Raw genomic sequence first — 24,662 nt, forward strand, 5'->3', positions numbered from 1 at the left:
TCCCGGCCGCTTCACACCTTCGTAGTTGCCTAGCCTGATTCCCCCACCAAGCAAGCCAAAAAACATACCCTCTTCTATCCCGAATAATCCAGTCAGCTCTCTTCTTCCGCCAAACGTATCAAAATACGGCGCTTCCTGTATAGCATTTTACCCGCTTCAGCTACATCACTAATAGCACCTCGGTTGGCAATGGAGCCGAACAAAATGCCCGCAATCGGGATCATCTGAAGCAGCTTTTTCCATCCAAACTGATCGCGATAGGTGTTAATAACTTCTCTCCACCCTTGCATTTGGGAAAAGACCTGTGCCTGGCGTGAAGGATCATCAAACAAGGCCAGTTCCTCCAGCACAGCCTTTTTACCGACAATATCGGATGAAGCAAATTGCATACATTTAATTATAAAAATGCGTTCCTGCTTCTCATCAGGATTGAAGCCGTAGCATAAGGCCATTTCCTGAAGCACTTTGAGCGACAATCCGAGCAAAATAGGAATATCCGCCGCAATGGTAAACACACCGCCGATCCCTGTTGTTGCTCCCTGAGCGGCGGCAAAGGTGATGCGACCTGACGTAATATCGTCAGCGGTCTGATCCATGATCGTTAGCGGCAGCTCAGCCGCCTGCTTCAATCCCCATGTCGGTACAGGGCTAACGTCCGAATCCGCGTTTTCCCCAGCATGAAGCCGATCCTGCGTATCAGAAGTGGAAGCCACGCCATTTTGCCGAATCACATGTTCACGGGCCGTCTTTTTCAGCTTATTCAGAACCGTTTCTTCTTTCACCAGGTATTTACCGCCGTTTTGAATAAAGCTTCCCAGCTCGTTAAGCAGTTGTTCCAGCTTGTCCTTAATCATTTTGGGCGTCAGTCGATCCAGTAGCATAAAAGGCCATCTGCCGAGCTTTTCCCAGAAAAAAATATCCTTTTGCGCCTTCTCCCACGCCTCAATGGTCTTCAATTCATGACGCAATCGTTCCTGACTTTCCCGATATGCTGTAACCTGCTTCATAGAAGTACACGTCTCCTTTAAATCATTGCTGTTTAATGTAATGGGTAATACGTAAGTAAGGTAAGTTCAGGTTTCCTTTTTTAGCAAATTAGATGTTATACATCGTTCTAGCCAATTGCAGGCTTGACCGAAGTCTCGTTTTAGGTAACAATGATTCCTAATATGTACAAAAATACGTACAGATCGGAGTGTACCCATGAACAAACCTGCATTCACCTCACAGCCTTCCTCTACTACTGACGTAGAGCTTGTCCCTTTACGCTAAAAAAGGGCTGCTTCTACTGCCACATTTTTCTCCAGGCACTTCCCAAATATTCGTGAAGTCGTGCTGGGTGTCAACGCCCGTAATCTGCCTGCTAAAAATCTGTATCTCAAATGTGGCTTTAAGGATGAGGGCGATACCAGGATGGGATCGCACGGCTTGCAGCATATTTTAAAAATGAGACTGTCCAGCTGACTTCTATGCGCCCTCGCCAAATAAAAAAACTCCCGGCATAAGCACCAGAAGCCTTTATCATTCATATTTCTCCTATCGAAAAGCTTAGTTTGTAATTTCCGAATTTAGTTAATTCATCCAGCATAGCAGTTAACTCTGACTGCGAGGACATGCGCAAGCGCATCCAGTAACAGCCCTCCCCACTAACCCGATGAATCTCGACGATATAAGGATGCTCTCGTGCAAAAGCCTGAAAAGCACTATGAACGGTTCCCGAATTCAAAAACACCGTAATAAAGGCATGAATGGTCTGCCCCATTTTTTCAGGGTTCCAGCGTAGCGTGTAGCCCTCGATGATGCCTGCATCCTCCATTTTTCGAACACGCGCTCCTACCGCTTGGCCCGTAAGATGTACAAGCAGACCAATCTCCTTGTGCGATAAAGAGCTGTCCTCAATCAGATGATGAAGAATGCGCAGGTCGATCTCATCAGGTACGAATAGTTCCATAGCCATTTTTCCTTTCATGGTGAAACGAGAATTCTTATTTTCCTTTCAGCAGGCCGTAGCCTGTAGCTTCTTGCATCACATATGATTGTAACAGAAACAAACAACTGTCGAATATATTCAGCTTAAAAAATTATTAACCAATATAAAAGGAGATTCCAAATATGAAAATCACACTGATCCGCAATGCAACCCTATGGCTGGAGTACGCCGGAGTAAAATTCCTGATCGACCCGATGCTGAGCGAGCCTGGCGTAAATCCGCCTATTCCCAATACGGAAAATGACCGCCGTAATCCGCTGGTTCCATTGCCACCGCAATGGGAAACGCTTGGACAGCCTGACGCTGTTATCGTTACGCACTTGCACCCGGATCACTGGGACCCGGCAGCAGCGCAATGGCTGGACAAACAGCTTCCCGTCCTCTGCCAGCCCGGAAATGAGGATCAGATCGCTGCTAACGGTTTTACGCAGGTAACTCCGATTTGGGTGGTAGGTTCTGTGGGGGAAATTGAGATTATCCGCACAACCGGGCATCATGGTACTGGAGAAATCGGCGAACAGATGGGCCCCGTATCGGGCTTTGTATTTCAAGCCCCGGGCGAGCCTGTTGTCTATTTGGCCGGGGACACAATCTGGTGCAGTGAAGTATCAGAAGCACTCGACAAGTACCATCCGGAGTGGACGATTGTAAATGCCGGGGGAGCGCGGTTCACGGTTGGTGATCCAATTACGATGACTGCGCAGGATGTGACGACGGTTGCGCAACACGCCCCCTATACACAAGTAGTGGCTGTCCATATGGAGGCGATCAATCATTGTCTGCTCACCCGAACTGAGCTAACCGAACATATACGCAACGAAGGATTGAGTGAGCGTGTGCATATTCCGGTAGATGGAGAAAGCTTATCTGATAAATAAGATCCGCTAGCCTCAAAAAACGAACCAACAAGGAACCGCCAGCATCCACATTTTAAGTGGGACTGGAGGTTCCTTTTATACGATAATGGAATATGAAGTTTAAGCCGACCTTTTGTTTTTGTTGTAAATATCGAAGGCTACCGCCAGCAGCAGCACCAAGCCCTTGATGCCTTGCTGCCAGTCAATGCCAAGACCGATCAGGGACATGCCGTTATTCAGTACGCCCATAACCAGACCACCGATAATCGCTCCGAAAACCGTTCCGATCCCGCCGGATGCCGAAGCCCCACCGATAAAGCAAGCTGCGATAGCATCCAGCTCAAAGTTCGTACCTGCTCTTGGTGTAGCCGCGTTCAGACGTGCAGCGAAGATCAGGCCGGAAATGGCGGCCAGCACGCCCATGTTGACGAATACCCAGAACGTTACTTTTTTCGTTTTGACACCGGATAGACCCGCCGCCTTTTCATTTCCGCCCAGCGCATACACATGTCGGCCCATAACCGTGCGGTTCATGACGAAGGAGTACACAACGATCAGAATAAACAGCAGTACGAGAATGTTCGGGATTCCCGCGTAGCTCGCGAGCATGAAGGTGAACAGATTGATGACAGCAGCGACCACAATCAGCTTGAGTACAAATAAAGTCTGTGACGGAACCTCGAATCCATATTTAAGCTGGGAACGGCGTTCGCGAAGCTCATTGACGATAAACCATACCGTAAGCGCAATGCCGACAATGATGGATACCAGATTATAACCGGTAGATGAGAAATCCGGCAGGAAGCCTGAACTGATTTTCTGGAAGCCCCCCGGAAAAGGAGAGATGGATTGACCTTCCAGCACGATCATCGTCAATCCACGGAAGAGCAGCATCCCCGCCAACGTCACGATAAACGCCGGAATTCGTACATAAGCAACCCAAAATCCTTGCCATGCGCCGATCAGCGCTCCGACCAACAAAGATGCAATCACAGCGACCCACGCTGGAAGCTGCCAATCCACCATCATAATAGCGGCAACCGCACCGACAAAAGCAGCAATCGAGCCGACGGACAAATCAATATGTCCCGTGATGATGACCAGCACCATCCCGATGGCCAGCACGAGAATATAGCTATTTTGCAAAATCAGATTCGTAATATTAATCGGCTTCAACAGCAGGCCGCCCGTCAGTACCTCGAACAAGATCATAATGACGACCAGCGCAATCATCATGCCATATTGGCGGATGTTATTTTTAAATAGTTTAGTTACGGTTTCCATGCTTCACGCCTCCCGACTTGGTCATATATCTCATCAACGTTTCCTGCGACGCTTCCTCACGGCTAACCTCTCCGGTAATCCGCCCGGCGCTCATGACGTAAATCCGGTCACACAAGCCCAGTACCTCTGGCAGCTCAGACGAAATGACCAGCACACCCTTGCCTTCGGCGGCAAGTCGATGAATAATCGTATAAATTTCATATTTGGCGCCCACATCAATGCCGCGCGTCGGCTCATCCAGAATCAAAATATCCGGCCCGGCAAAAATCCATTTGCTCAGTACCACCTTCTGCTGATTACCGCCGCTCAGATTGCCCGTTTTCTGTAAAATGCTCGGCGCTTTGATATTCATACTTTTTTTCATATCCTCGGCAACGACAACTTCCTCCTGCTCATTGACGACAACACCCTTCGTCAGCTTGTTCAGGCCGGTCAGCGAAATATTACGCTTGATATCATCCATTAGAATAAGGCCATACTCCTTGCGATCCTCCGTCACATAGGCAAAGCCGTTGTTGATCGCGTCTGTTACCGTGTTGTTCTGGATCGGCTTGCCGTCTTTAATCAGCTGACCGGAAATATTGCGTCCATACGATTTGCCGAAAATGCTCATCGCCAACTCCGTCCGTCCCGCCCCCATCAGCCCGGCAATGCCGACAATTTCACCACGCCGGATGTTCAAATTCACCTGATCCAGCACCTTGCGCTCCGCATGATGCTCGTGATACACCGTCCAATCCTTCACTTCCAAAATGACCTTGCCAATCTCCGCATGGCGCTCCGGGTAACGGCTGGTCAGATCACGTCCAACCATCCCGCTAATAATCCGGTCCTCCGTGACCTGATCTTTTTTCATATCCAGCGTCTCAATCGTCTTCCCGTCCCGCAAAATCGTGATCGAATCCGATACCTTGGCGACCTCATTTAGCTTGTGGGAGATGAGAATGCAGGAAATGCCCTGTCTTTTAAATTCCAGCATCAGATTAAGCAGATTTTCACTATCATCCTCATTTAACGCCGCTGTCGGTTCATCAAGAATGAGCAGCTTTACCTTTTTAGAGAGCGCTTTCGCAATTTCGACCAGTTGTTGCTTCCCGACCCCGATGTTCGTAACCAATGTATTGGGATTTTCGCTTAAGCCGACCTTGGACAGCAGCTCGCGTGTGCCAACAAAAGTCTCTTTCCAATCAATCACGCCGCCGCTGGCGCGTTCGTTGCCCAGATAAATATTTTCCGCAATCGAGAGATACGGGATCAGCGCCAGTTCCTGATGGATAATGACGATACCCAATTCCTCGCTCTGCTTGATATCCTTGAACTCACACGTTTTGCCCTGGAAAACAATATCCCCTTCGTAGGTTCCATGCGGATATACACCGCTCAGTACCTTCATCAGCGTCGATTTGCCCGCACCGTTCTCACCGCACAGGGAATGGATCTCTCCTTCCTTGACCTTGAGATTTACATTTTCCAACGCCTTCACGCCGGGAAAGGTCTTGGTAATTCCCTTCATTTCCAAAATGATTCCAGTCATGGGATACGCTCCTTTCGGTTTGAATAGCCTGCTCTTATTTCAGTCCGATTTGCTCCTTGGTGTAATAATGACTGCCGACAATATCCTTCTCGACATTCGTCCGATCCACCGAGATCGGATCAAGCAAATAAGCAGGAACTACCTTTATTCCGTTGTTATACGATTTGATATCATTCACTTCCGCTTGCTTGCCCTGTAAAATGCTGTTGGCCATCATAACCGTTTGCTCAGCCAGCTTGCGGGTATCCTTGAACACGGTTTGCGTCTGCTCCCCGGCCACAATCGACTTGATCGAAGCAAGCTCCGCATCCTGCCCTGTAATGATCGGTAGCGGCTTGTTCGCTGATCCGTAGCCAACCCCTTTGAGAGATGAAATAATACCGATGCTGATTCCGTCATACGGGGATAACACCGCGTCCAGATTCGCTCCCGAATAATAGGCACTCAGTAGATTATCCATCCGCGACTGTGCCAAAGCTCCATCCCACCGCAGCGTAGCGATCTGCGCCATCGTCATTTGCTTGCTGCGCACAACCAGTTTGCCGGAATCGATGTATGGCTTGAGGATAGACATCGCGCCGTTAAAGAAGAAATACGCGTTGTTGTCATCCGGTGAACCGCCGAACAGCTCTACATTGAAGGGGCCTTTGCCTTCTTTGAGTCCCAGCTTTTTCTCAATATATGACGCCTGTAGCACGCCCACCTGAAAATTGTCGAAGGTCGCATAATACGTCAGATACGGCGTGTTCCGAATCAGTCGGTCATAGGAAATGACCTGAATCCCCCGGTCGTGCGCCTTCTGGATTACATCCGTCAGTGTGTTCCCATCCACGGAAGCAACCACCATGACATTCACGCCCTTGGTAATCATATTTTCAATTTGGGCAATCTGGTTTTCCACCACGTCCTCGGCGTACTGTAAATCCGTTTTATAGCCTTGCTCTTGAAACAGCCGGACCATATTCTCTCCGTCCCCTACCCAACGCTCGGACGATTTGGTCGGCATGGAAATGCCCACATAACCTTTTTCCTTGCTGCCCGTTCCACTCTCCGCCAAATTACAGGCCGAAAGCATCAAGGCCAAAACCAGAAGCCAAACGACAACAGCTCCTTTTTTCATATGAAGTTCCCCTTTCCTCATGTGATGCGGGTCATTTTGAAGGTAAGTGCTGATTAGAAAAGAAAATAGATAGCGCTTACAATAGAGTGGCGATGAACGCCTCTCCTTTTTTTATGTGCAACCACATGGTATCATTCCAAGCCGGGAAAGGTCTTTGCTGGTTTTGAACTTTTTTTATAAAATTTTAACCTTTGTGTGTGAGGGAGGAGACGGGATTGGATTTGAGGAGAATGGAGATTGTCGGGAAATCGTTCATATATTTTGAAAACACAAAAAGACTTTAGCCTTCTCACGATTGGCAAAGTCCAATTTGTAGAATCATTAAATCCGCTATCTAAAGAGTTCACACTTTTATGACAATTCACCAATGACAGATAGGGAACCCCGGGGCCCATTAGGCCTCAAGGTTCCCTTCTAATTCCGCCCTCTATCTCACCAACTGAACGCCGCAATCTGTTTTATAATTGCAGCTTTCCGCCCTGCTGCTGCACCACTTTGCCGGCAATGACATTCCCCAGCTCACAGGCCTGTTGCAGAGAATACCCTCTGGCCAGTCCCGCGATAAAAGCGCCCGTGTGCGCATCACCTGCACCAATCGTGTCGACGACCTTCACCGGCTCCGTCTCGGCGATACCCTCTTCATCCGGTGAGCAGTATAGGGTGCCTTCGCCGCCCAGGGTGACAATAACAGCCTCACCCGTCCGCCGGGCCAGCTTGGCGGCTGCTTCCTTTGCATCATTTTCCCGCATTATCGCCTTAATCTCGGACTTGTTGGCATGTACGATCGTACCCATGCTGAAGATTCTCTCCAAGATCGACGTCTCCAGAAATTCTCCACGCGGACCCGGATCAAAAACAATCTTCCCGACCGTTTTCCGGCGGCTTAGTGCGTCCAGGATGATGGGACCCGACGTTCCTTCCAGTTCGTAGCCGCTGACGTAGAAATAGTCATAGCTGTCGAGATCCAATGTTTCGAACCATATGGCATCCCATCGTATTTCAATCCCGGGAATGGTAATGAAAGTCCGCTCTCCGTCACGCTCCACGATCGACAGATTCCAGCCGTTGTCGCCGGAAGCATCCTCCAGCAGCACAGGCACACCGTCTTTTTGCAGCTGGGCTTTGACGATATCGCCGTAGCTTCCTTTTCCCACCGGAGCAAACAAGCTGTAGTTGACATGCAGCTGGTTCAGAATATTAGATACGTTGTAGGCGCAGCCGCCCACAACGGTTTCTTTGTGCTCTGCCATAACATCCTCGGCCGTTGTCGGCAGCTTGTCAAGCTGGATGATGACATCGACCACGGCCGCACCTATAACGAGAATTTTACGGCTTTTGTCTGATTTTGCACGCTCAAGTAAATATTCATTCATGTGATGATACCCCTCCTTACTTGGACTTGCCGTTCAACTGACTCAATATAATCGTTGCCACCGCACTCGCTGCGAAAGCGAGCAGCACACCGAGACTATTGTCCTTAAAGATTCCTGTCGCGAACGGGCCACTAAAGAATGAAGAGTTGGTGAACAGGAAGCCCACAATTACACCGATAATCCAGCTAGTCACACCATTGTAATTAAAAGCTTTGCCCGTAGTATTCTCCAGCAATCCTGCGTCATAGCCCGTCTTGCTGCGCAGAAGCACATAGTCGAACATAAAGGTCGCCGCCCAGGCCGCCAGGCCGATGCCGAGGATACCGAGGAACAACTGGAAATTCATGAGGAAATCCTCCGAAATAAACAGTACATAGACCGGGATCAGAATCATGATCAGGGCGTGAATAGAGATCGCCACTTTATCGCTGACCTTGATATTCAAGGTCTCCATGTTTACACGAGCCGATTTCAGACTGATGATGCACTGCGGAATCAGGCCGCCGAGCGCTGTAATGAAGTACACCATCGTCATCCATTTGGGCAGCGCATTGCCAATTGCCTGAATCGGGTTGGAAGCGGAGACGAGATCCGGCACCGAAGTGCTGAGGAGAATCCCCACGCCCATAATGAAGAACAGAGGAATGAAGGCACCTATCGTCACACTAGAGAATACCTTTTTGCCGGAATTGGTCGGATTCTGGTAAGCGCTGTAGTCAGCGGCGGCAATGGACCAGCTGATGCCGGTTCCCGCAATGATGATGGAGAGCGCCGGCAAAAATCCATTCAGCCAGTCGCCATTGCTCATACGAAACAATGCCGTCCAATTCGTTTGAGGAATGAGAATCACCAGGATCAGGAAGGTCAATGCCCCAAACACATAGGTGAAGAAAGTCTGTATCTTGACAAGAACATTTTGCCCAAACAGATTCGAAGTCAGAATCAACAGTACAAACAACGCCAGGCTAATAACCGTAAGTACCGCCGATTGCCCCATACCAAACAGTCCAAACAGAGACATTAGGGTCAGTGTTCCTGTAATAACGTTCACTGCTAGCCAGCCTATTAGACTGAGCCAGCCGAGCAGGTTGGGAATATAGTTACCCTTGACACCAAAGACGGCTCTGGACAACACAAAGGTTGTCCCCCCCGACTTGAGACCTGACAGGCTTAGATAACCCACAAGCGCAAAAGACAATGCGCCTGCTGCAGCCGCCAGCACCGACTGAATAAAGCTTAGATGATAGCTGACAATAAGTGCTCCGTATACGACACCCAGAATGCCGATATTACCGGCAAACCAGATAAAAAACAGCTCCTTGGGACTTCCGGTTCTTTCTGCGCTCGAGATAAACAGTTCAGAATTCGAATTGGACATTTTCTTCTTCCCCCTAAATTAAGCTTCAGTGAGTTAATGCTGTACTCTGAACGCAAGAATGTGATTGGCATAGTGGGCCAGATCCACACCGTTGGCTTCGTCAATCAATGCTCTCCAGGCAGGATCAATGGCCTCCGCTCCCGTTTTGGCGCCGCAGATAGCGGTCGCCATCCCTCCGATGGTATCTGTGTCACCGCCCAGATTCGCACACAACAGGCTACACCGCTGCGGTTCCTTGGCATAATAAGCAATGGCGAGCGCCGCCGGGACGGATTCACTGGTGATGACACCGCTACCGATGACATCGTAGATGACCTGCAAAAATTTCTCGTCTTGGCCTTCATATTGATCAGCGTATTTTAAGGCGAGCTTCAGCCGGGACGGAAGAGAGGCACTATAAGTCTCCGCACCGTATTTCTTCGCTTCCTGATACGCCGAGACGGCATCCGCCATAATATCCTCCCATGACTTGTCGGCAATGGCAGCTCCGACTGCTGCGGCAACCATTGAGGCCCCCCCCACAGCCACGTCCGTGGAATGCGTCACTTTACTGATGTCGAACACAAATTTAGACAGCTTCTGATGCTCTTCCGGGAGGAATAATCCGCCAACAGGAGCGATTCGCATCGCGGCACCGTTCGTTTCCGCCTTGGAAGTGAACTCGGCAGCATCCTTGCCTTCCTTCAGCGCCAGCAGGGCGGCTTTGGAGCTTGGCCCAAGAATGTTGTTGTCAAAGGCATTCAGTCTGTCGGCCCATTCCAGGAGGTGCCGTCCAATCACAGCCGTATCCGGGACGAAATCGCTTTCAATTAGTGCATCAAGGATCAAAAGCGCCTGCGAAGTGTCATCCGTAAATTGGCCGCGGGTAAAGTTACAGGCCACATCATTTTCCTTCGGACCGTCAAGAAAATCCGTAATTGTTCCAAAGTACGCCTTCACCTTGTTTCTGCCCCACAGCTCCGAAGGCATCCCCATGGCATCGCCAATGGCCATTCCGTATAATGCACCAAGAATTTTATTTTTCATGTTTATCTCTCTCCTATCTATTTAAATGCGGCAGTTCTATGATTCCAAACTTTCCCTTTGTTACTCATTTTCCTTATGTTGTCTTTCAATTCAATCCAAATGATAATTACACATACGGTTGTACGTATGAGTTGTCTTGTAAATGAAGCCGAGATCACTCGGCGTTAGATTTGCGTCACAATTTTAAACTCCACATTCGGGCCATAAATGACTTCTACCTTTTCCACCTCGGTTCCCTTCTCATCCAGCACACTGCCTTTAGCCATGATCAGCGGGAAATCCCCCTCATATTCGAACAGCTGCCTGGTCCGCTTACTGCTGTTAATGGGATGAATACCGAGCGAAGCGTTCTGCGGATAAATACGGTAACGTTGATTCATGATCTGATACAGGGAATGCTCGGAGAAGTCATATTGTTCAATGCCCGGAAAAAGGTTCAAGGGAACATAGGACGTGTCCAGGGTCAACCACTTAATGGTCGTCTCTCTGCGGGTTCCGCGAAGCCGCACCAGATTCATAAAAGATACCCCGTCCAGGTTAACGATCTCCTTCTTCAGGACACGCGAAACGGGAATCTCATTCTTCTTCCGCGCATATTCCGTAAAGCCGCTAAAGTTCCAGATGTTATGCTTCACTTCCCGCAGGCACACGATCGTGCCCTTACCGTGCCTCTTTACCAGAAGTGCTTCGTCCACAAGGCCGTCAATCGCTTTGCGGATCGTGGTCCGCGTGACCTCATACAGCTTCATCATTTCCGTCTCGGAAGGAATCGTCTCTCCTTCCTTGTACTTCCCGCCGATGATATCACTTCGGATCAGGTTCTGCAGTTGAACATACAGCGGAACACTGTCGTATTTGTTAAGCATATTTGCCTCCTTAAACGAAACCACGGAAAAGAAATCAGGTCACAGAACACCTCTGCACACGCCTACTACTTACAGTGATTTAAAACGCTTTCATATCATGATGGCGAGCTCATCCACAACTCATACGTATGAGTTGATTTCAATATATCAGGTTCTTTATCTTTTGGCAATAGCCGATCCCGCACCAGCTTGTTGTATGTAGGCATATGAAATAACATCCTTCTGATGTGGAGGTGTCTAGGCTGTAGCCAACATCTCCCTTTTCGTCATTATATCACTAGCTCCAAGGCATTGAACGTGAGCGTTTATCAATTACTTACATATGTGAAGGAAAATGATGAGCTTAAAAATTCTTGCGGACATCTTTATAAGATTCGATGAACGATGAATAATACAACAATAAGCACAACAAAAAAGGAACTGCACTTTGCAGTCCCCCCCATTCCAATCCCCTACGACAACGCCAACATCGCTTTCATATCTTCCTCCGCTGTAGTAATCAGCTTTAAGCCAAACAGCTCCACCAGTACATCCAGTACGCCAGAAGAAATAAACTCAGGCGGCTTTGGCCCGATGCGGATATCCTGAATGCCGAGGCTGAACAAGCCTAGCAGGATCGCCACCGCTTTTTGCTCAAACCAGGACAACACGATGCTGACTGGCAACTCGTTCACCGTACAACCAAAAGCATCTGCTAACGCCAGAGCGATTTTCACCGTAGAACCGGAATTGTTGCATTGCCCCAGATCAATATAACGCGGAATCCCCGTGTCCCCCACGGTGCCATAGTCCACGTCATTAAAGCGGAATTTCCCACAGGACGTGGTTAAAATAACTGTATCGTTCGGCAAGGAAGTTGCCAACTCTCGGTAATAGTTGCCACCTTTACCTGGTGCGTCACAGCCTGCAATAACGAAAAAGCGGCGAATATGTCCGTCTTTAATCGCCTGAATAATCTCAGGAGCCAGCCCGATAACCGTCTCGTGATGATATCCCGTCGTAAGCACCTGCTCCGAATCTACATCTGCGGCTGGCAGGGCTAACGCACGCTCGATCAATGGTGAAAAGTCGTCGTCCATGATCTTGGCTACTCCCTCCAGCCCGGCTACTTCATAAGAGAAGAAGCGGTCTGCATACGTGCCTTTAATCGGCATAACACAGTTCGTCGTGGCGAGAATCGCGCCTGGAAATTCCTCGAACAGTCTGCGCTGATCGTACCAGGCTTTGCCGATATTGCCTTTCAGATGTGCATATTTCTTCAGCGCTGGATAACCGTGGGCTGGCAGCATTTCTGAGTGGGTATAGATGTTGATGCCTTTACCCTCCGTCTGCCGCAGCAATTCCTCCAGCGCATACAGATTATGTCCCGTCACAACAATACATTGACCTTCAATTTTATTCTGACTGACGGTAATCGGCTGCGGAATGCCAAAACGATCCGTATGCGCATGATCCAGCACATCCATGATCCGTACAGCCGCATTTCCGACCTTCATCGCCATGTCCAAATGCTCTTGTAAATTAAAGTTAGAATTGGTTAAGGTCATATATAACGCTTCATGTGTAATACGATCCACCTCAGGATCGCTATAGCCCAACTGTCGAGCGTGTGTCGCATAGGCCGCAATGCCTTTTAATGCAAAAATCATCGTATCCTGCAAGCTCGCTATCGTTTCATTCTTGCCGCACACCCCAACTACGGTACACCCGCCACTCGGCGTCTGTTCACACTGATAACAAAACATATTGTTTTCCTCCAAATATTGATAGATATTTGTTCGTTATCAATAGCGTAACAGACCCCCAAACGCGCAGGTGTGATTACACACACATTTTTCAGGTCACTCCTGATCCGACACGATTACGCCAATTCCACCACCTTTGCGGTACTGAACAGGGGAAACACCCATAGTCTTTTTAAAAGCCGTACTAAAATAGTGCTGGCTGTCGTATCCTGTGCGCTCGGCTATATCGTGGATAGACAGCGTGGTGGAGTCCAGCAGTTGCACCGCTTTGCGGATACGGGCGCGCGTGACGAGGGTCACGAAGCTATCGTTGAGCTCTTTTTTGAGCACACGGCTGAGATACACGGCGGATACCTGTAAACGCGAGGCGAGGGATTCAAGTGTCAGCTCCCGGTCGGCGAAGCCTTCCTGAATAAGCTGCCGCGCCCGGCGCACGAGTGGAGATAGCTGCGATTCGCTGTATACACGATCACGGCACACTTGGAACGCATCAACCGCGCCTTCCAAGCCCCCGGCGTTTCGCTCCACATGCGTATGAACCGCTATATTCAGGTAGCGCCCGATAGCCTGCTCCATCGTCGCGCTGATTGCTTCGGGTGCCTCCTGCCACAGGCATATGCCGATCAGCCCGTTTACATCGCGGAACAACACATGCGGCAGACCCTCCAACAGCTCGCCAATAATATTTTCAGCGGCAAAAAGAAACAGTTGGCGGTCATTCTCACGCATAATCGTCTGCCGCGCCTCTGCCGCAGGCCACCGTACAACGCCGATCTGAACGGGTGGCCGAGTTGGAAGACGTAAAAACGCCAGTTGTTCCATCACGTCTTTTCCCGTGTTCTGTCCTTCCAGCCATTCCAGGCAAAAGCGCTGGCGCAGCAGCGGAATATTCCGCTCAATCTGTCCGGCGGCCTGTTCTACATAGGCAGCACGCTTGCGCTCTTCTTCCAGCCGCTGAACGAGTCGCGACAGCGCAGCGTGAAGCTGCCCTGCATCTACCGGCTTCAATATATAATCCTCCACGCCAAGTCGGACAGCCTCCTGCGCATAAGCAAATTCATCATGACCGGAAATGATCAGACAACGACATTCCGGGCGTTCTTCCCGCAGCCGTCGGATTAGCTCAATGCCGTCCATGAACGGCATATTCATATCGACCAGCAAAATATCGATGCCAAGCCGTACCGCCAGTTCCAGCGCTTCTTCGCCATCCTCCGCCTCACCCGCAACCTCCATGCCGAGGGCAGCCCAGTCTACGCAATCTCGTATGCCCTCTCGAATGATCGGCTCATCATCTGCGATCAGTACCTGATAACGTTTTTTGGTGTAACGTTTTGCCGTCATCGTTGTCACTTCTGTTATGGCCTTGTCCGTCAGACTCGTCGTTGTCGAGGTGCCTGTGGCGTTTGATTTCTTCATCCTGATCCGCTCCTTTTTCATGAGAATTCTTCAGTTGCGTCATATCCCGCAGCAACGGATGAACAATCGTAACACAGGTACCTGCCCCCTCTTCACTGTCCAATACAATTCCATATTCCTCACCAAAAGATAGCCGTATACGTGCCTGTACATTCAGCATGCCATAGCTTCTGCCGTTCGCACTGGTAACGCTTGGCTTCTGTTGCCCTTCCATTGCCTCCAGCGGTGCTTCCAGCAAACTCCTCAGCTCCCGCAACCGTTCCACCGTCATCCCTGCGCCATCATCACGTACCGTCAGCAGCAGCTTATTTCCCTCAATCCGCGCTTCTACCCCAATCGTGCCGGGACCGCGCCTGGCCTTGATGCCGTGGTAAATCGCATTTTCTACCACAGGCTGAAGCATGAGCTTCAACACGAACAGCTTCCCTAGCTCCTCGGGTACGTTTAATTCCCAGCGGAGTCTGTCCCGATACCGGGTTTGCTGGATTTGCATATAGCTCGATATATGCTCAAGCTCGCTGCGTAGCGGAATAAAGTCATCCCCTTTGCTTAACCCGAGGCGAAACAATCTCGATAGCGCTCCCACCATGTCGGACACGTCTTCTGCCCCGTTTTTACGAGCCATCCAATGTATTGTATCCAATGTATTGTATAAAAAGTGAGGCTTAATATGCTCCTGTAGGCTACGCAGCTCGGCATCCCGCTTCTGCCGCTCCCTTAGCTCGCTAAGCGTCATCAAACGGCGAATTTGCTCCAGCATCCGGTTGAAGCTCCTGCCAAGCATCCCAATTTCATCCCCACGGTCACTCCATTGCCGAACCGTAAGATCCCCTGTCTCTGCTGTCCGCATATAGGACATCAGCCGGAAAATCGGCTGCGCAATAGAACGCGACAAGCGCAAGGATGCCGTTAAGCCAAACAGACATACAATGAAAACAAAACAGACGACGTAGAATTTAATTTGCCGCACCTCCAGCGTCGATTCCCCTGCCGGGAATACCCCCACCGTTCTCCAGCCTGTAAATTCGGAAGCACGGAACATGAACAGCAGTTCCCGACCTCCGGCTTCACGGGTAAACATCCCGCTATCACCTGCCCCGAACCATTCCGGGGGAATACGCTCAATCAAAGGCATATCCGGCATGTACACGCTGCGTCCCTCAGCATCTGTCACCATTAAATACCCGGTTTTGCCCAAGGTTACATCTCTGGCGGCCTGCGATACGGCCCGTAGCTTGAGATCAATCATAATCACGCCTAGCACACGTCCAGTCTCCGAATCCGTCACCGACCGGACAACAGACACAATTTCACTGTCCTTGTACCGAACATGAGTGGTCACATTACGATGGCTCGGCTGTCCCAGTACAGTAAAAATACCTGCATGCTGCGCCGCCTGTTTGTACCAGTCTTCTTGAGTTAGACTGCTTGCGCTTCGAGCATACATTTCATTACTAATATAGTCGCCGTGTTCGTTCACGATTAGAATACCCGCAATCTCGGGATATAACGTGGTAAAACCCTGCAAAAATTGCTTCATGCCATATAGCCTATCCTGTGCCTGTACAGAGCTTGCGGCCTGATTCGAGAGGTAAGCCTGATTCTTAGCCCGCTCCCCCTTATTTTCCTGCGTTACTATATTTGCAGAACCTGCATGACTCGCATGGTCCGCATGACCGTCGGCCAGCGTCCGACCTTGCCAAAACTCCCCGATATCCGGGTTAAAGCCAATCAGATACGTCATGTTCTGCAAATTTTCCATTTTGGTATCCAGTGCCTCGTTCACCTTGCCAATCAATTGCATCGTATGATCTTCCACCTGCCGCTCAATAATCCGTTCCACCGTCCAGTTGACCAGCAGACCTAATCCGAGCGAAGGCACGATACCAAACAACAGGAACAGCAGCATGAGCTGATACCGTAAGGGCATATTACGCAAGCGCAACCGCTGCATTCTTTTTCCAGCTCCTGTATGGATGCGCTTCCCTATTTCAGGAATCAAGCTTTGATTTTTCCGCTTCCGTTGATCGTCATTTCGCATAATAATCATCTACATTCTTTCGTGTGACCACTGAAATGCCTGTATCCACCCGCACGGGCAACGGAGCGTTATCACCGGAAGAGGAAGGTGCCGGAATCGTCAAATGATGGTGCAGATGGAACAGATATTGAAGCGACCAATAGCCCATATTCCACGTTCCCTGCGCAATCGTTGCTGAGATCGTACCTGCTCGAATCATATCCAATGTCGCTTTATTCGTATCAAAAGAAATGATTTTCAGCGGATGGCTGTTTTTTTGACTCAGTACCGCTTCACCGACACCTGTTCCTCCCGTCGCCTCGGTCACAAAAATCCCCGCCAGCTTCGGATAAGCCTTCATCAGTCGGAGTGACTCATCCCGGGATACCATTGCGTCTGCGCGACCATCTACCACTTCCACCACCTTCATGGCAGGATACTGCCGCTGAATGGTATCGCGAAAGCCGCGCAAGCGCTCTTCATGATTTTGCTGACCAGGTAGTGTCAGAACGGCGACTTCACCTTCCCGTCCCAGCAGCTCTGCCATTTTATCCGCAGCGGTCACACCCGCCTTATAATTGTCCGTTCCCAAAAAAGAATACGCCCGGCTCCCCGGTGCTCCTGCATCAAACAGCACCACAGGAATGCCCGCATCCAGTCCCTTATTAATCGCCGGGATCAGAGAGTGAGGATCAATCGCGGAAATCGCAATCCCTGCGGGCTTCCGAGCAATCGCCTGCTCTATGACGGTCGTCTGCTCCTGCGCATCATAACGGGTAGCCCCTCGATACTCCACATTCACCCCCAAGGCATCCCCGGCATCCTCAAAGCCCTTGAGACCACTTTTCCAATACTCCAAACCAGACTGGAACGTAATCATCATATAGGTTTCTCCGATGTTGCCGCGCAGCCCTTTTTCCTCCCAAGTGCCATTCAACGGCCCGGATTGTTCATACCTGAACACATAGAGCGCAAAGGCCGCAATCAGCAGCATATATACCAGTAGCGTTTTTTTCATTTGCCCACCTCTTCCGTGCGTATCCTCAAGTTGTGAATTTATTGTGATTTTACTTAGATTGTAAACGCAATCATATCAAATTGGAACTACTTCCACTCTTCCAACTTTCAGGTAACGTTAATCCTGCACTAATGTTTCTGCGTTACAATACCTAAATTGTGTTATGGAGAAGGTATACGAATCTTGTGGAAAAGGAGTGATATGGATGAGCAAGCCGCGTATCGCGGAGTGGACAGAACTGCGGGGTCTTGCCTACCTCGCTGTTGTGCTTCAGCATTGCATTGGCGAATATATTTATCGCAGCGACATCCAGCAGCCGGATTCCGTTATGCTCGCAATGCTGTATCATTTGACACGCTTTGGCACACCGACGTTCGTTTTCCTGTCTGCGGCGCTGCTTTTTTATAATGGTAACAAACCGATTGGCTATCCCCGTTACATTGGCAGACGGTTTCGAGATATTTATGTTCCATTTCTCTGCTGGACGGTCGTGTATTGGGTATGTAACCAGAACTGGTCGACGGCGCAGTGGGGAAATATTTATTTTTACAAGGGCATGTTCGAGGAAATGATTATACCTGTCAGCGGATATCATCTATGGTTTGTGGTGATGATTTTTCAGTTTTATATTTTATTTCCCTTATTTGCAAAAGCAGCCGGGCATGTACAAACGTTTCTCCGTCGCTATAGCACCAAAAAACAAAAACAGCTCGTTCTGACTGTGATGCTTACAGCAGCGGCGGCATATGCTCTGCTCTTGCAATGGTCCTACTATGACATGTCTACATGGAGCACCAAGTTACCGTCCCTTTGGCAGACTCTGCTGGATTACCGCACCTACAACTTTGTCATGTACTTTTTCTATTTTATGCTAGGCGCGGTATGTGCCTATATGACGGATACGTGGCGGGGACTGGCTAAGCAGACATTACCGTGGAATGTATTTGTCTTTATTGGTCTGTTCATGCTCATGGGTCACACGATGCTGATCCAGTCGGGCGATACGATCAATCTCAATATTTCCACCTACCTCAAGCCAAGTACCTTTGTGCTGATTGTCTCGCAGCTGCTTTTGTTATATGGACTGCTGCTCCATTTGCAAAAAGACCAGCGCTCCGAGCCGTTCCGCCGTATGCTGAACTGGATCGGACGTTATTCCTTCGGAGGGTATCTGGCTCATGCACTCGTGCTGGCCTTTATATCCTATTACACCCGTCCGCTTTCACTGGGCGACCATCATTTTACGGCGACGCTGATTACGTTTGTCGTCGTGGCAAGCGTTTCTCTGGGCATTAGCTGGCTTTTTGCCCATTTGCCGGGAGGCAACTGGATTGTTGGCTCAAAAGGTCGACAGCGGTTAGCCTGGCCGTTTCGGTTCCAGTCGCTTTCCTCCAAACGCGCTTCCAAAGGCACGCAGGAGGTTGGCTAATCTTCTACGTCTGTTTTCCAGTTCGGAGTTCTAATTCAAAAAAATCAACTCTTTTGCAGGGCTTTCTTATGGAGCTCTGCTTTTTTTGTTGCCTTGGTCTGCCACGCCATCTCCCCAACTGATTAACATATTATTCCATGACCATGTATTTTATTTTAAAATAAGTAATTATATAGAATAATGATAAACGTTATGTGGGAGAAGTCACAGTTTCGCATAAAAGGAATGGGGGGATGGACTGAATATAGCATCGTCGTTGTCAATGATTTGGCTCTAAACATAGTGAGGCAGATTTCTGGTCTGAAACATACTGTTGTACTGATTAATCAGTTCATGACGGATTGTCAAACCAAGTGCGACAATCCGTCTTTCTTTGAAAGAAGTAAAACGGCATCTCTTTTTTAGTCTAATGTTCGTCAGCCGAGGATGAGGATGTTCCTCCCCCCTGCTCCTGCTTCAATTGCGCTTCATGCGGTGCTCCAGACTTTCGGTCGAATGTAATCGGGCCTTTGCGATTAACCAGCCGTTTCAGATCCACGGTCATTTCATTTTTCAGCTTATCAATCAGTTGTTCCTCTTTGATGCCCTTGCTTTTGGCGATATCGACCAACGATTTTCCTTGTCCCAGCTCATTCTCTAGCCGGGCAGGAGTGATACCCAGAAGCTTGGCGACCTTCTCATTCAAATGGTGGTTCCAGCCCCCTAGCCCATGTCCATGCCTATGAACATGTCCTTGTCCGTGATGATCCTGTGGTGCAACCTTCCACTGATGAGCTTCCCCTTGACTTGAAGCGTTGGGAATAGAAGCTCCGGCGACACCCGCAGTCCCATACATCATTACCCCTCCATATAGGATAGCAGCGGTCAATTTCCATTGGTTTTTCATGATGCAGACCCTTCTTTCGTCCTTTTTCATACTATATTTTCTCTTTCTGCTTTTTTTATTCATCCTACATATTTTTGCAGAATCCTTAATGTAAAAATAACAAAATGTTGAAAATTGCAATCTGTTATATAATGGCGGGTAACAACTAGATATCGCTATAAAATTTTCTATAAGAGATGCAGGTGATAGCGATGGAATGGTATTTTGCATACAAAGATGAATTGGAAAATGTTTTTCATCAAGCGGAAAAACGGACAGCCGCGTTTCCTGCTCCATTTCAGAGTCAGGGCTTGGACTATCTGGCCCGTTTTAATCCGTTACGGGAAGACAGCACGCGTAACTACATATGCTACTTGCTTCCGTTCTGGCTGCAAGAACTTACCGGGCTGGCGCCCGAAATTTGCCGTAAGCTATCACTAGGCAACGTGTTCGTCATGGCTCATTATTTTATTCAGGACGATGTGATGGACACAGCAGCAGACAACCGCAAAATGCAACTCGCCTTAAGCCAATTGTTCTATACCGAATGTTTGGACGTATACCGGGACCTTTTTCCCGCGTCCTCCCCTTTTTGGACGTATGCCCGAACGTATATCGGTGAATGGGCCGTTAGTGTGACATCTGAGGGAACAGAGGACTATTTTCAGGGGGAACGACATCAGGTGGCGCTGAAAGCCAGTCCGTTAAAAATGGCTGGGACGGGTGCATTGCTACTCGCAGGGCGTGCCGATCTGATCCAGACCATTACAGACATGACAGATACAGCGCTGGTTGTACTTCAAATGTCAGATGACTGGGCCGACTGGTCGGAGGACTTGGAGGAAAATAGCTACAACTGCCTTTTGTCCCATATCAGCGCCGAGCAGAAGACGGCTTATCGCGAAGGACTGGGACCGGAGCAGATTCGAGAGGCGATTTATGTACGCGGCGCGCTTGCCAGTTACGTAAGTATTGCTGACCAAGCGGTCCAGCAGTTGGAAAATCTGGAGCCGGACATCCCCGGCTTGCGTATGTTCACACGTTCGATCGCAGAAGAGTTGGGCGAGGAAGCGACGGAGATTGAAGCCGGACGTTCGCATTTGCGAAGAGGCGGCCTGGATTTTTGGCTCTCCAAAAATATGAAATAATGCTAGATTTTATGGGACTTCCGTGGTATACTGTCTAGGTAAATATAACCAATTGAATGAGAGGGTGATTTTTGATGGCTACTGAAGTTCTTCAAACACAAGTCATTCAAAAAGCGTGGGAGGATGCCAGTTTTAGAGAAAAACTGATGACCGATCCCAAATCAGCAATTCGTGATGTGTTAGGAGTCGTGATCCCCGATCATATCCAAATCAAAACGTTAGAGGAAACACCTGATCAGTTTTATCTGGTCATCCCTCCAGACCCTTCCGGCGTGCTCGCTTCATCTCGGAAACCACGCTCCATGTGGTAAATTGCTTTTTGTAGCAAATTTGTTTTATATTTCTTAAACACCATGCGGGTGGGTTCAGCAAACTTCCTTCCGTTTTCCCTAGCACAAAAAGCCGGATAATTATCCGGCTACGGGGAAGCGGATGGTCGCTTCTGTTCCCACCCCTTTTGCACTTGTAAAGGATATTTTGCCGTTCATTGTCTCAATAATCCTAAAGGTTACCATCATGCCCAAACCTGTGCCTTTGGTCTTATTGGAAAAGTAAGGCTCACCCAGTCTGGATAAAGTCTGAGCATCCATTCCTTCGCCATTATCCCGAATATGAATAACAGCTTCTCCGTTCTCTATATAAGCCCATATATGAATATGCCCTTGATCTCGCAGCGCTTCAATACTGTTTTTAATAATATTGATGAACGCCTGCTTGAACTTGGAGGAATTCCCGCGCACTTTGATTTCCTGGGGAATATCCAAAGAAATTTTGCCACCTTGCAAGTTGGCCATCGGACTAATGATTCCTTCAATATGTTTAAACTCATCCAGGATAGACAACGTTTTGGTATGCTCAAATTCAGGCTTGGCAAATGTCAGAAAATCGGTAATAATCGCGGAAGCCCGATCCAGCTCCTCCAGTGCGATATGCAGATATTCTTTGTTCTTGCCGTCCTCCTGCTTGCTCATTAACTGGAGAAATCCACGGGTAACCTGAAGCGGATTGCGTACCTCATGAGCCACAGATGCAGCCAGATCGCTAATAATCTCCATTTTCTCAGAACGCTGAAGCTCATTATTGAACATCTCCAGCTCTCTGGAATAGCGAACGACTTGCTTATGCTTCTCTGCCAGCCTTCTGCCCAAAATCGCTATCAGGGCCAGCACAAAGCCGAACACGCCCCATTTCCACAGAAACATATTGTAGTGTCCGTCCCTGATGAAGAACCAGGTCAGTTCACCGATGGAAATGACTGCGAAAAAAGCAAAGCCTATCGATAAAATGATCGCTTCATGATCCCCTTTGATCGCCATACGAACCGAAGCAAACACCAGCAGTACGAGCAAAGCCACAAGCAATACGCTCAGCACAGATACACTGAAAAAATAATATACGTCGTTTAACCGTTCCTGTGCTCCCAAATTTACAACCATCATCGTAAAGCAGAATAAAGAGTAAAATGTCAGCACTTTTCTAAATTTGCGAATCAGGATAATTGAACTTATATTTTGCTCAAAAAAGTAGGCTAGTGAAGGAAGGAGAATAAACATTCCTACATCAAAAAGCTGTAAATAGAGCTTGCCGTAGCTACGATAGAACGTATACAGGAAAGGTGAATACGTCACGATCATCAGACCAATAGACAGCACAATTGCGCTTAGGGACAGCCACATTGCCATGCTCGGACGGAACAGAAAAAATGAGCAGACCAGCAGCACCAGAGCTATAAATATAAAGGTACTGCCCAGTACAATATCCAGAACATCCATTCTGACCAAGGTCCCCAGCAACTCACGATAATTACCAGTCATCACATTTCCGATAATGCCCAGTCTGTTCTTGCTGCTTTCCGTCCATATGTATAATGTTTTACCGCCGTCTTCCGGTCTAAGCGGGATCAGAATACGATTGTTTTCATAATTGTACCCGCGATAGGACTCGTAAAAATTGATTCCGTCCTTATACAGCGTAATATGTCTGCCATAAATATTTTCAAAAAGCACCGCCGGCGTTTCATCATTCAGCGATGGCAGCCGAATACGAATCCAGGCAGAGCCGGTGTTCGCGGGTTGCTTGGGCAACTGTGATTCATCATTAATATGCATCCAAACTTTGCTTGGGTCCCGCACCTCATCAAGTGATCCATCCTCCCCTTCCACTCCCCATCTCATATCCCAAGAGGGTATTCGGTATTTCATTTCCGGGGTCGTTTTAGCCGCATAGACGGGTAGGCCTATCGACAACAGTATTACAATGACCGCCAGCAGAGCGGCGACAGCTTTGGGCACAAGCCTCATGTTAAGCACCTCAAAGTTACATAGTAGGATTACAAGCTTGTATACGTTTTATCATTTTTCAACGTCCTGAAATAATATTATTCTATACGATGATGTTCATACCTTCTTCATAAGAAGGGTATCATGTTCTTTTTACTCATTTTTTGTCAGATCTTCATATTGATTTATGATCATGTCCTGTTCACGTGGCTCCATCTGTTCTCTGAGGCCAATCCATGGTTCGCACTCTTCATCCTCATATATCGTCCAAATATCCGAAAATAAATAATCGCGTATTTCTACCATTCCAATTCCTATCCCTCCATATCCTCTTTATCATATCACAGCAGTTACTGAAAAAAACGTTCATTGGGAATGGCGACATCCCGATTTCGTATGATTTCAACCTCGTACAGACACACTAACCCCAGGTTTAGTCGTTCTGCCTTTTGGGTAAGGTCGGAATAAGCAATCAACGAACAAAGGAGCTGAAGCACGATGGCAAAAAGAGATCATAGAAACGATGAGCTTCATGACAACGATTTTGAGCCTTTCCTGCAAAATGCAGAAACGAACTGGGAAAACCTGACCGACGGACCGGATACCCCACTGGAAAACGTTCCCGATGCCGATGATGTATCCCCGGACAGCCCTGTTGACCCTTCCGCTCCGGCGGAATTTATACATGGCACGGATTTACTGAATGGTACCGATGGGGATGACGAGGACGAGCGGTTATCGAGCCTTCCAAAAGGGTAATGAAGTATATAACCGAAAGGAGTTGACGTGTTCATATGTATAAAGATCCTATGTCTCAGGCGGATATGGCATATAAACGTTACAAAGCCTTGAACCCTGTGGAAGAGGATGACCGCAGGTCTGCGGACAAGTCCAATACAGATGATACCGAGCAACATCTTGTCGAAGACATTCCGCGAGGCATTGCATCGGCAAAGCCTGTACCCAAGGATCAGGCATGATCAGGAACAAATATGGGAATGCAAATCAGCCTGACGCTGCTTCCCACTTCCTCCGGTGGGAATACCTCCTGCATCAACTGCTGCATGCTCGCAAACAGCGGGTCTTCTATTTGAGTAATGCGATGATATTCCATAGGGGCATACTCCTTGTACATAACGTCTTTTAGATGGCAAGGGATTCCCGTTGCTGTTCACATTATAACCGATTCAAAACCGGGCGAGAATCGAACCTGACAAACAAGTCTTGCCTTCTGCACCTACTTTGTTTAAAATAAAGTCAACTCTTTTGAATCACATGAACAAAGACATGGACGGAGACAAGTAAACGTCT

The 24,662-nt window shown here is 48.6% G+C and carries 21 protein-coding genes, 2 pseudogenes and 1 other annotated feature (1 of these 24 cut by a window edge); of the genes and pseudogenes, 7 read left to right on the plus strand and 16 right to left on the minus strand.

What is annotated here, in order from left to right; all coding sequences use genetic code 11:
- Positions 1–92: 92 nt before the first annotated feature.
- On the minus strand, positions 93–1,007 hold the full coding sequence (locus tag L696_RS0119735) for an EcsC family protein (protein WP_025685169.1): 915 nt from the start codon (positions 1,005–1,007) through the stop codon (positions 93–95).
- Positions 1,008–1,264: 257 nt separating this feature from the next.
- Here L696_RS0119735 and L696_RS32790 point away from each other — a divergent pair.
- A pseudogene (locus tag L696_RS32790) lies at positions 1,265–1,464 on the plus strand (GNAT family N-acetyltransferase); the annotation flags it as partial.
- A 61-nt stretch (positions 1,465–1,525) separates the two neighbouring features.
- Here the strand turns inward: L696_RS32790 and L696_RS0119745 are convergent.
- Positions 1,526–1,951: an Lrp/AsnC family transcriptional regulator gene (locus L696_RS0119745; protein ID WP_025685170.1), complete on the minus strand. Its 426-nt coding sequence runs from the start codon at positions 1,949–1,951 to the stop codon at positions 1,526–1,528.
- Positions 1,952–2,112: 161 nt separating this feature from the next.
- Here L696_RS0119745 and L696_RS0119750 point away from each other — a divergent pair, with 161 nt between their 5' ends.
- The gene (locus tag L696_RS0119750) at positions 2,113–2,868 is read left to right on the plus strand and encodes an MBL fold metallo-hydrolase (RefSeq protein ID WP_025685171.1); all 756 of its coding nucleotides are present in this window, start codon (positions 2,113–2,115) and stop codon (positions 2,866–2,868) included.
- Between the two features lie 99 nt (positions 2,869–2,967).
- Here L696_RS0119750 and mmsB read toward each other — a convergent pair whose 3' ends face one another.
- The 11 genes from mmsB to L696_RS0119805 form a co-directional block, all read right to left on the minus strand.
- On the minus strand, positions 2,968–4,131 hold the full coding sequence (mmsB, locus tag L696_RS0119755) for a multiple monosaccharide ABC transporter permease (RefSeq protein WP_025685172.1): 1,164 nt from the start codon (positions 4,129–4,131) through the stop codon (positions 2,968–2,970).
- Positions 4,115–5,665, minus strand: a complete 1,551-nt coding sequence (gene mmsA / locus L696_RS0119760; RefSeq protein WP_025685173.1) for a multiple monosaccharide ABC transporter ATP-binding protein — start codon at positions 5,663–5,665, stop codon at positions 4,115–4,117. Before mmsA ends, mmsB begins: the two co-directional genes overlap by 17 nt.
- 34 nt (positions 5,666–5,699) lie before the next feature.
- On the minus strand, positions 5,700–6,785 hold the full coding sequence (chvE, locus tag L696_RS0119765; RefSeq protein ID WP_025685174.1) for a multiple monosaccharide ABC transporter substrate-binding protein: 1,086 nt from the start codon (positions 6,783–6,785) through the stop codon (positions 5,700–5,702).
- Positions 6,786–7,243: 458 nt separating this feature from the next.
- Entirely contained in the window at positions 7,244–8,158 is a 915-nt protein-coding gene (locus L696_RS0119770; protein ID WP_025685175.1) for a PfkB family carbohydrate kinase, read from the minus strand.
- A gap of 16 nt (positions 8,159–8,174) precedes the next feature.
- Entirely contained in the window at positions 8,175–9,536 is a 1,362-nt protein-coding gene (locus L696_RS0119775) for a purine-cytosine permease family protein (protein WP_025685176.1), read from the minus strand.
- A gap of 33 nt (positions 9,537–9,569) precedes the next feature.
- Positions 9,570–10,562, minus strand: coding sequence for an ADP-ribosylglycohydrolase family protein (locus L696_RS0119780; RefSeq protein ID WP_025685177.1), 993 nt, complete (start codon positions 10,560–10,562; stop codon positions 9,570–9,572).
- Between the two features lie 164 nt (positions 10,563–10,726).
- Positions 10,727–11,428: a GntR family transcriptional regulator gene (locus tag L696_RS0119785; RefSeq protein WP_025685178.1), complete on the minus strand. Its 702-nt coding sequence runs from the start codon at positions 11,426–11,428 to the stop codon at positions 10,727–10,729.
- A 452-nt stretch (positions 11,429–11,880) separates the two neighbouring features.
- Positions 11,881–13,173 carry a hydroxylamine reductase gene (gene hcp, locus L696_RS0119790; protein WP_025685179.1) on the minus strand — a complete coding sequence of 431 codons (1,293 nt, stop codon included), beginning with the start codon at positions 13,171–13,173 and terminating at the stop codon, positions 11,881–11,883.
- Between the two features lie 96 nt (positions 13,174–13,269).
- Positions 13,270–14,517 (minus strand): response regulator, encoded by a 1,248-nt coding sequence (locus L696_RS0119795; RefSeq protein WP_245233406.1) that lies wholly within the window; start codon positions 14,515–14,517, stop codon positions 13,270–13,272.
- Complete coding sequence (locus L696_RS0119800) at positions 14,465–16,546, minus strand: cache domain-containing sensor histidine kinase (protein WP_245233403.1); 2,082 nt, start codon at positions 16,544–16,546, stop codon at positions 14,465–14,467. The genes L696_RS0119795 and L696_RS0119800 overlap by 53 nt, the downstream gene beginning before the upstream one ends.
- A 76-nt stretch (positions 16,547–16,622) precedes the next feature.
- On the minus strand, positions 16,623–17,630 hold the full coding sequence (locus tag L696_RS0119805) for a substrate-binding domain-containing protein (protein WP_025685182.1): 1,008 nt from the start codon (positions 17,628–17,630) through the stop codon (positions 16,623–16,625).
- 205 nt (positions 17,631–17,835) lie between these two features.
- On the opposite strand from L696_RS0119805, the gene L696_RS0119810 reads away from it, so the two are divergent.
- A complete protein-coding gene (locus tag L696_RS0119810) occupies positions 17,836–19,059 on the plus strand; it encodes an acyltransferase (protein ID WP_025685183.1) in 1,224 nt (407 codons plus the stop codon).
- Positions 19,060–19,465: 406 nt separating this feature from the next.
- On the opposite strand, the gene L696_RS0119815 is transcribed toward L696_RS0119810, so the two are convergent.
- Positions 19,466–19,945, minus strand: coding sequence for a hypothetical protein (locus L696_RS0119815; RefSeq protein WP_025685184.1), 480 nt, complete (start codon positions 19,943–19,945; stop codon positions 19,466–19,468).
- 191 nt (positions 19,946–20,136) lie between these two features.
- On the opposite strand from L696_RS0119815, the gene L696_RS0119820 reads away from it, so the two are divergent.
- Both L696_RS0119820 and L696_RS0119825 read left to right on the plus strand, forming a co-directional pair.
- Positions 20,137–21,072 (plus strand): class 1 isoprenoid biosynthesis enzyme, encoded by a 936-nt coding sequence (locus L696_RS0119820; protein ID WP_025685185.1) that lies wholly within the window; start codon positions 20,137–20,139, stop codon positions 21,070–21,072.
- Between the two features lie 74 nt (positions 21,073–21,146).
- On the plus strand, positions 21,147–21,383 hold the full coding sequence (locus tag L696_RS0119825) for an NHLP leader peptide family RiPP precursor (protein ID WP_025685186.1): 237 nt from the start codon (positions 21,147–21,149) through the stop codon (positions 21,381–21,383).
- A gap of 99 nt (positions 21,384–21,482) precedes the next feature.
- Here L696_RS0119825 and L696_RS0119830 read toward each other — a convergent pair whose 3' ends face one another.
- A complete protein-coding gene (locus L696_RS0119830) occupies positions 21,483–23,372 on the minus strand; it encodes a sensor histidine kinase (protein WP_025685187.1) in 1,890 nt (629 codons plus the stop codon).
- 477 nt (positions 23,373–23,849) lie between these two features.
- Here L696_RS0119830 and L696_RS0119840 point away from each other — a divergent pair, with 477 nt between their 5' ends.
- Complete coding sequence (locus L696_RS0119840; RefSeq protein ID WP_025685188.1) at positions 23,850–24,110, plus strand: hypothetical protein; 261 nt, start codon at positions 23,850–23,852, stop codon at positions 24,108–24,110.
- 35 nt (positions 24,111–24,145) lie between these two features.
- Positions 24,146–24,331 (plus strand): hypothetical protein, encoded by a 186-nt coding sequence (locus L696_RS0119845; protein WP_025685189.1) that lies wholly within the window; start codon positions 24,146–24,148, stop codon positions 24,329–24,331.
- A 44-nt stretch (positions 24,332–24,375) separates the two neighbouring features.
- Here the strand turns inward: L696_RS0119845 and L696_RS30640 are convergent.
- Positions 24,376–24,465: pseudogene (locus L696_RS30640) on the minus strand (GNAT family N-acetyltransferase); the annotation flags it as partial.
- Positions 24,466–24,630: 165 nt separating this feature from the next.
- Positions 24,631–24,662 (plus strand) — a binding site (T-box leader) (it continues 240 nt past the right edge of the window).

This window comes from Paenibacillus maysiensis (assembly GCF_000520815.1).
GTDB classification, from domain to species: domain Bacteria; phylum Bacillota; class Bacilli; order Paenibacillales; family Paenibacillaceae; genus Paenibacillus; species Paenibacillus maysiensis.

Excerpts from the sequence above, each read along its gene's own strand:
- L696_RS0119815 (WP_025685184.1), bottom strand. The coding sequence starts at position 19,945 with ATGAAAAACCAATGGAAATTGACCGCTGCTATCCTATATGGAGGGGTA.
- L696_RS0119770 (WP_025685175.1), bottom strand. The coding sequence starts at position 8,158 with ATGAATGAATATTTACTTGAGCGTGCAAAATCAGACAAAAGCCGTAAA.
- mmsB (WP_025685172.1), bottom strand. The coding sequence starts at position 4,131 with ATGGAAACCGTAACTAAACTATTTAAAAATAACATCCGCCAATATGGC.
- L696_RS0119775 (WP_025685176.1), bottom strand. The coding sequence starts at position 9,536 with ATGTCCAATTCGAATTCTGAACTGTTTATCTCGAGCGCAGAAAGAACC.
- L696_RS0119820 (WP_025685185.1), top strand. The coding sequence starts at position 20,137 with ATGGAATGGTATTTTGCATACAAAGATGAATTGGAAAATGTTTTTCAT.
- L696_RS0119810 (WP_025685183.1), top strand. The coding sequence starts at position 17,836 with ATGAGCAAGCCGCGTATCGCGGAGTGGACAGAACTGCGGGGTCTTGCC.
- L696_RS0119805 (WP_025685182.1), bottom strand. The coding sequence starts at position 17,630 with ATGAAAAAAACGCTACTGGTATATATGCTGCTGATTGCGGCCTTTGCG.
- L696_RS0119800 (WP_245233403.1), bottom strand. The coding sequence starts at position 16,546 with ATGCAGCGGTTGCGCTTGCGTAATATGCCCTTACGGTATCAGCTCATG.
- L696_RS0119735 (WP_025685169.1), bottom strand. The coding sequence starts at position 1,007 with ATGAAGCAGGTTACAGCATATCGGGAAAGTCAGGAACGATTGCGTCAT.
- L696_RS0119825 (WP_025685186.1), top strand. The coding sequence starts at position 21,147 with ATGGCTACTGAAGTTCTTCAAACACAAGTCATTCAAAAAGCGTGGGAG.
- L696_RS0119840 (WP_025685188.1), top strand. The coding sequence starts at position 23,850 with ATGGCAAAAAGAGATCATAGAAACGATGAGCTTCATGACAACGATTTT.
- L696_RS0119830 (WP_025685187.1), bottom strand. The coding sequence starts at position 23,372 with ATGAGGCTTGTGCCCAAAGCTGTCGCCGCTCTGCTGGCGGTCATTGTA.
- L696_RS0119845 (WP_025685189.1), top strand. The coding sequence starts at position 24,146 with ATGTATAAAGATCCTATGTCTCAGGCGGATATGGCATATAAACGTTAC.
- L696_RS0119750 (WP_025685171.1), top strand. The coding sequence starts at position 2,113 with ATGAAAATCACACTGATCCGCAATGCAACCCTATGGCTGGAGTACGCC.
- chvE (WP_025685174.1), bottom strand. The coding sequence starts at position 6,785 with ATGAAAAAAGGAGCTGTTGTCGTTTGGCTTCTGGTTTTGGCCTTGATG.
- L696_RS0119785 (WP_025685178.1), bottom strand. The coding sequence starts at position 11,428 with ATGCTTAACAAATACGACAGTGTTCCGCTGTATGTTCAACTGCAGAAC.
- mmsA (WP_025685173.1), bottom strand. The coding sequence starts at position 5,665 with ATGACTGGAATCATTTTGGAAATGAAGGGAATTACCAAGACCTTTCCC.
- L696_RS0119780 (WP_025685177.1), bottom strand. The coding sequence starts at position 10,562 with ATGAAAAATAAAATTCTTGGTGCATTATACGGAATGGCCATTGGCGAT.
- L696_RS0119745 (WP_025685170.1), bottom strand. The coding sequence starts at position 1,951 with ATGGAACTATTCGTACCTGATGAGATCGACCTGCGCATTCTTCATCAT.
- L696_RS0119795 (WP_245233406.1), bottom strand. The coding sequence starts at position 14,517 with ATGACGGCAAAACGTTACACCAAAAAACGTTATCAGGTACTGATCGCA.
- hcp (WP_025685179.1), bottom strand. The coding sequence starts at position 13,173 with ATGTTTTGTTATCAGTGTGAACAGACGCCGAGTGGCGGGTGTACCGTA.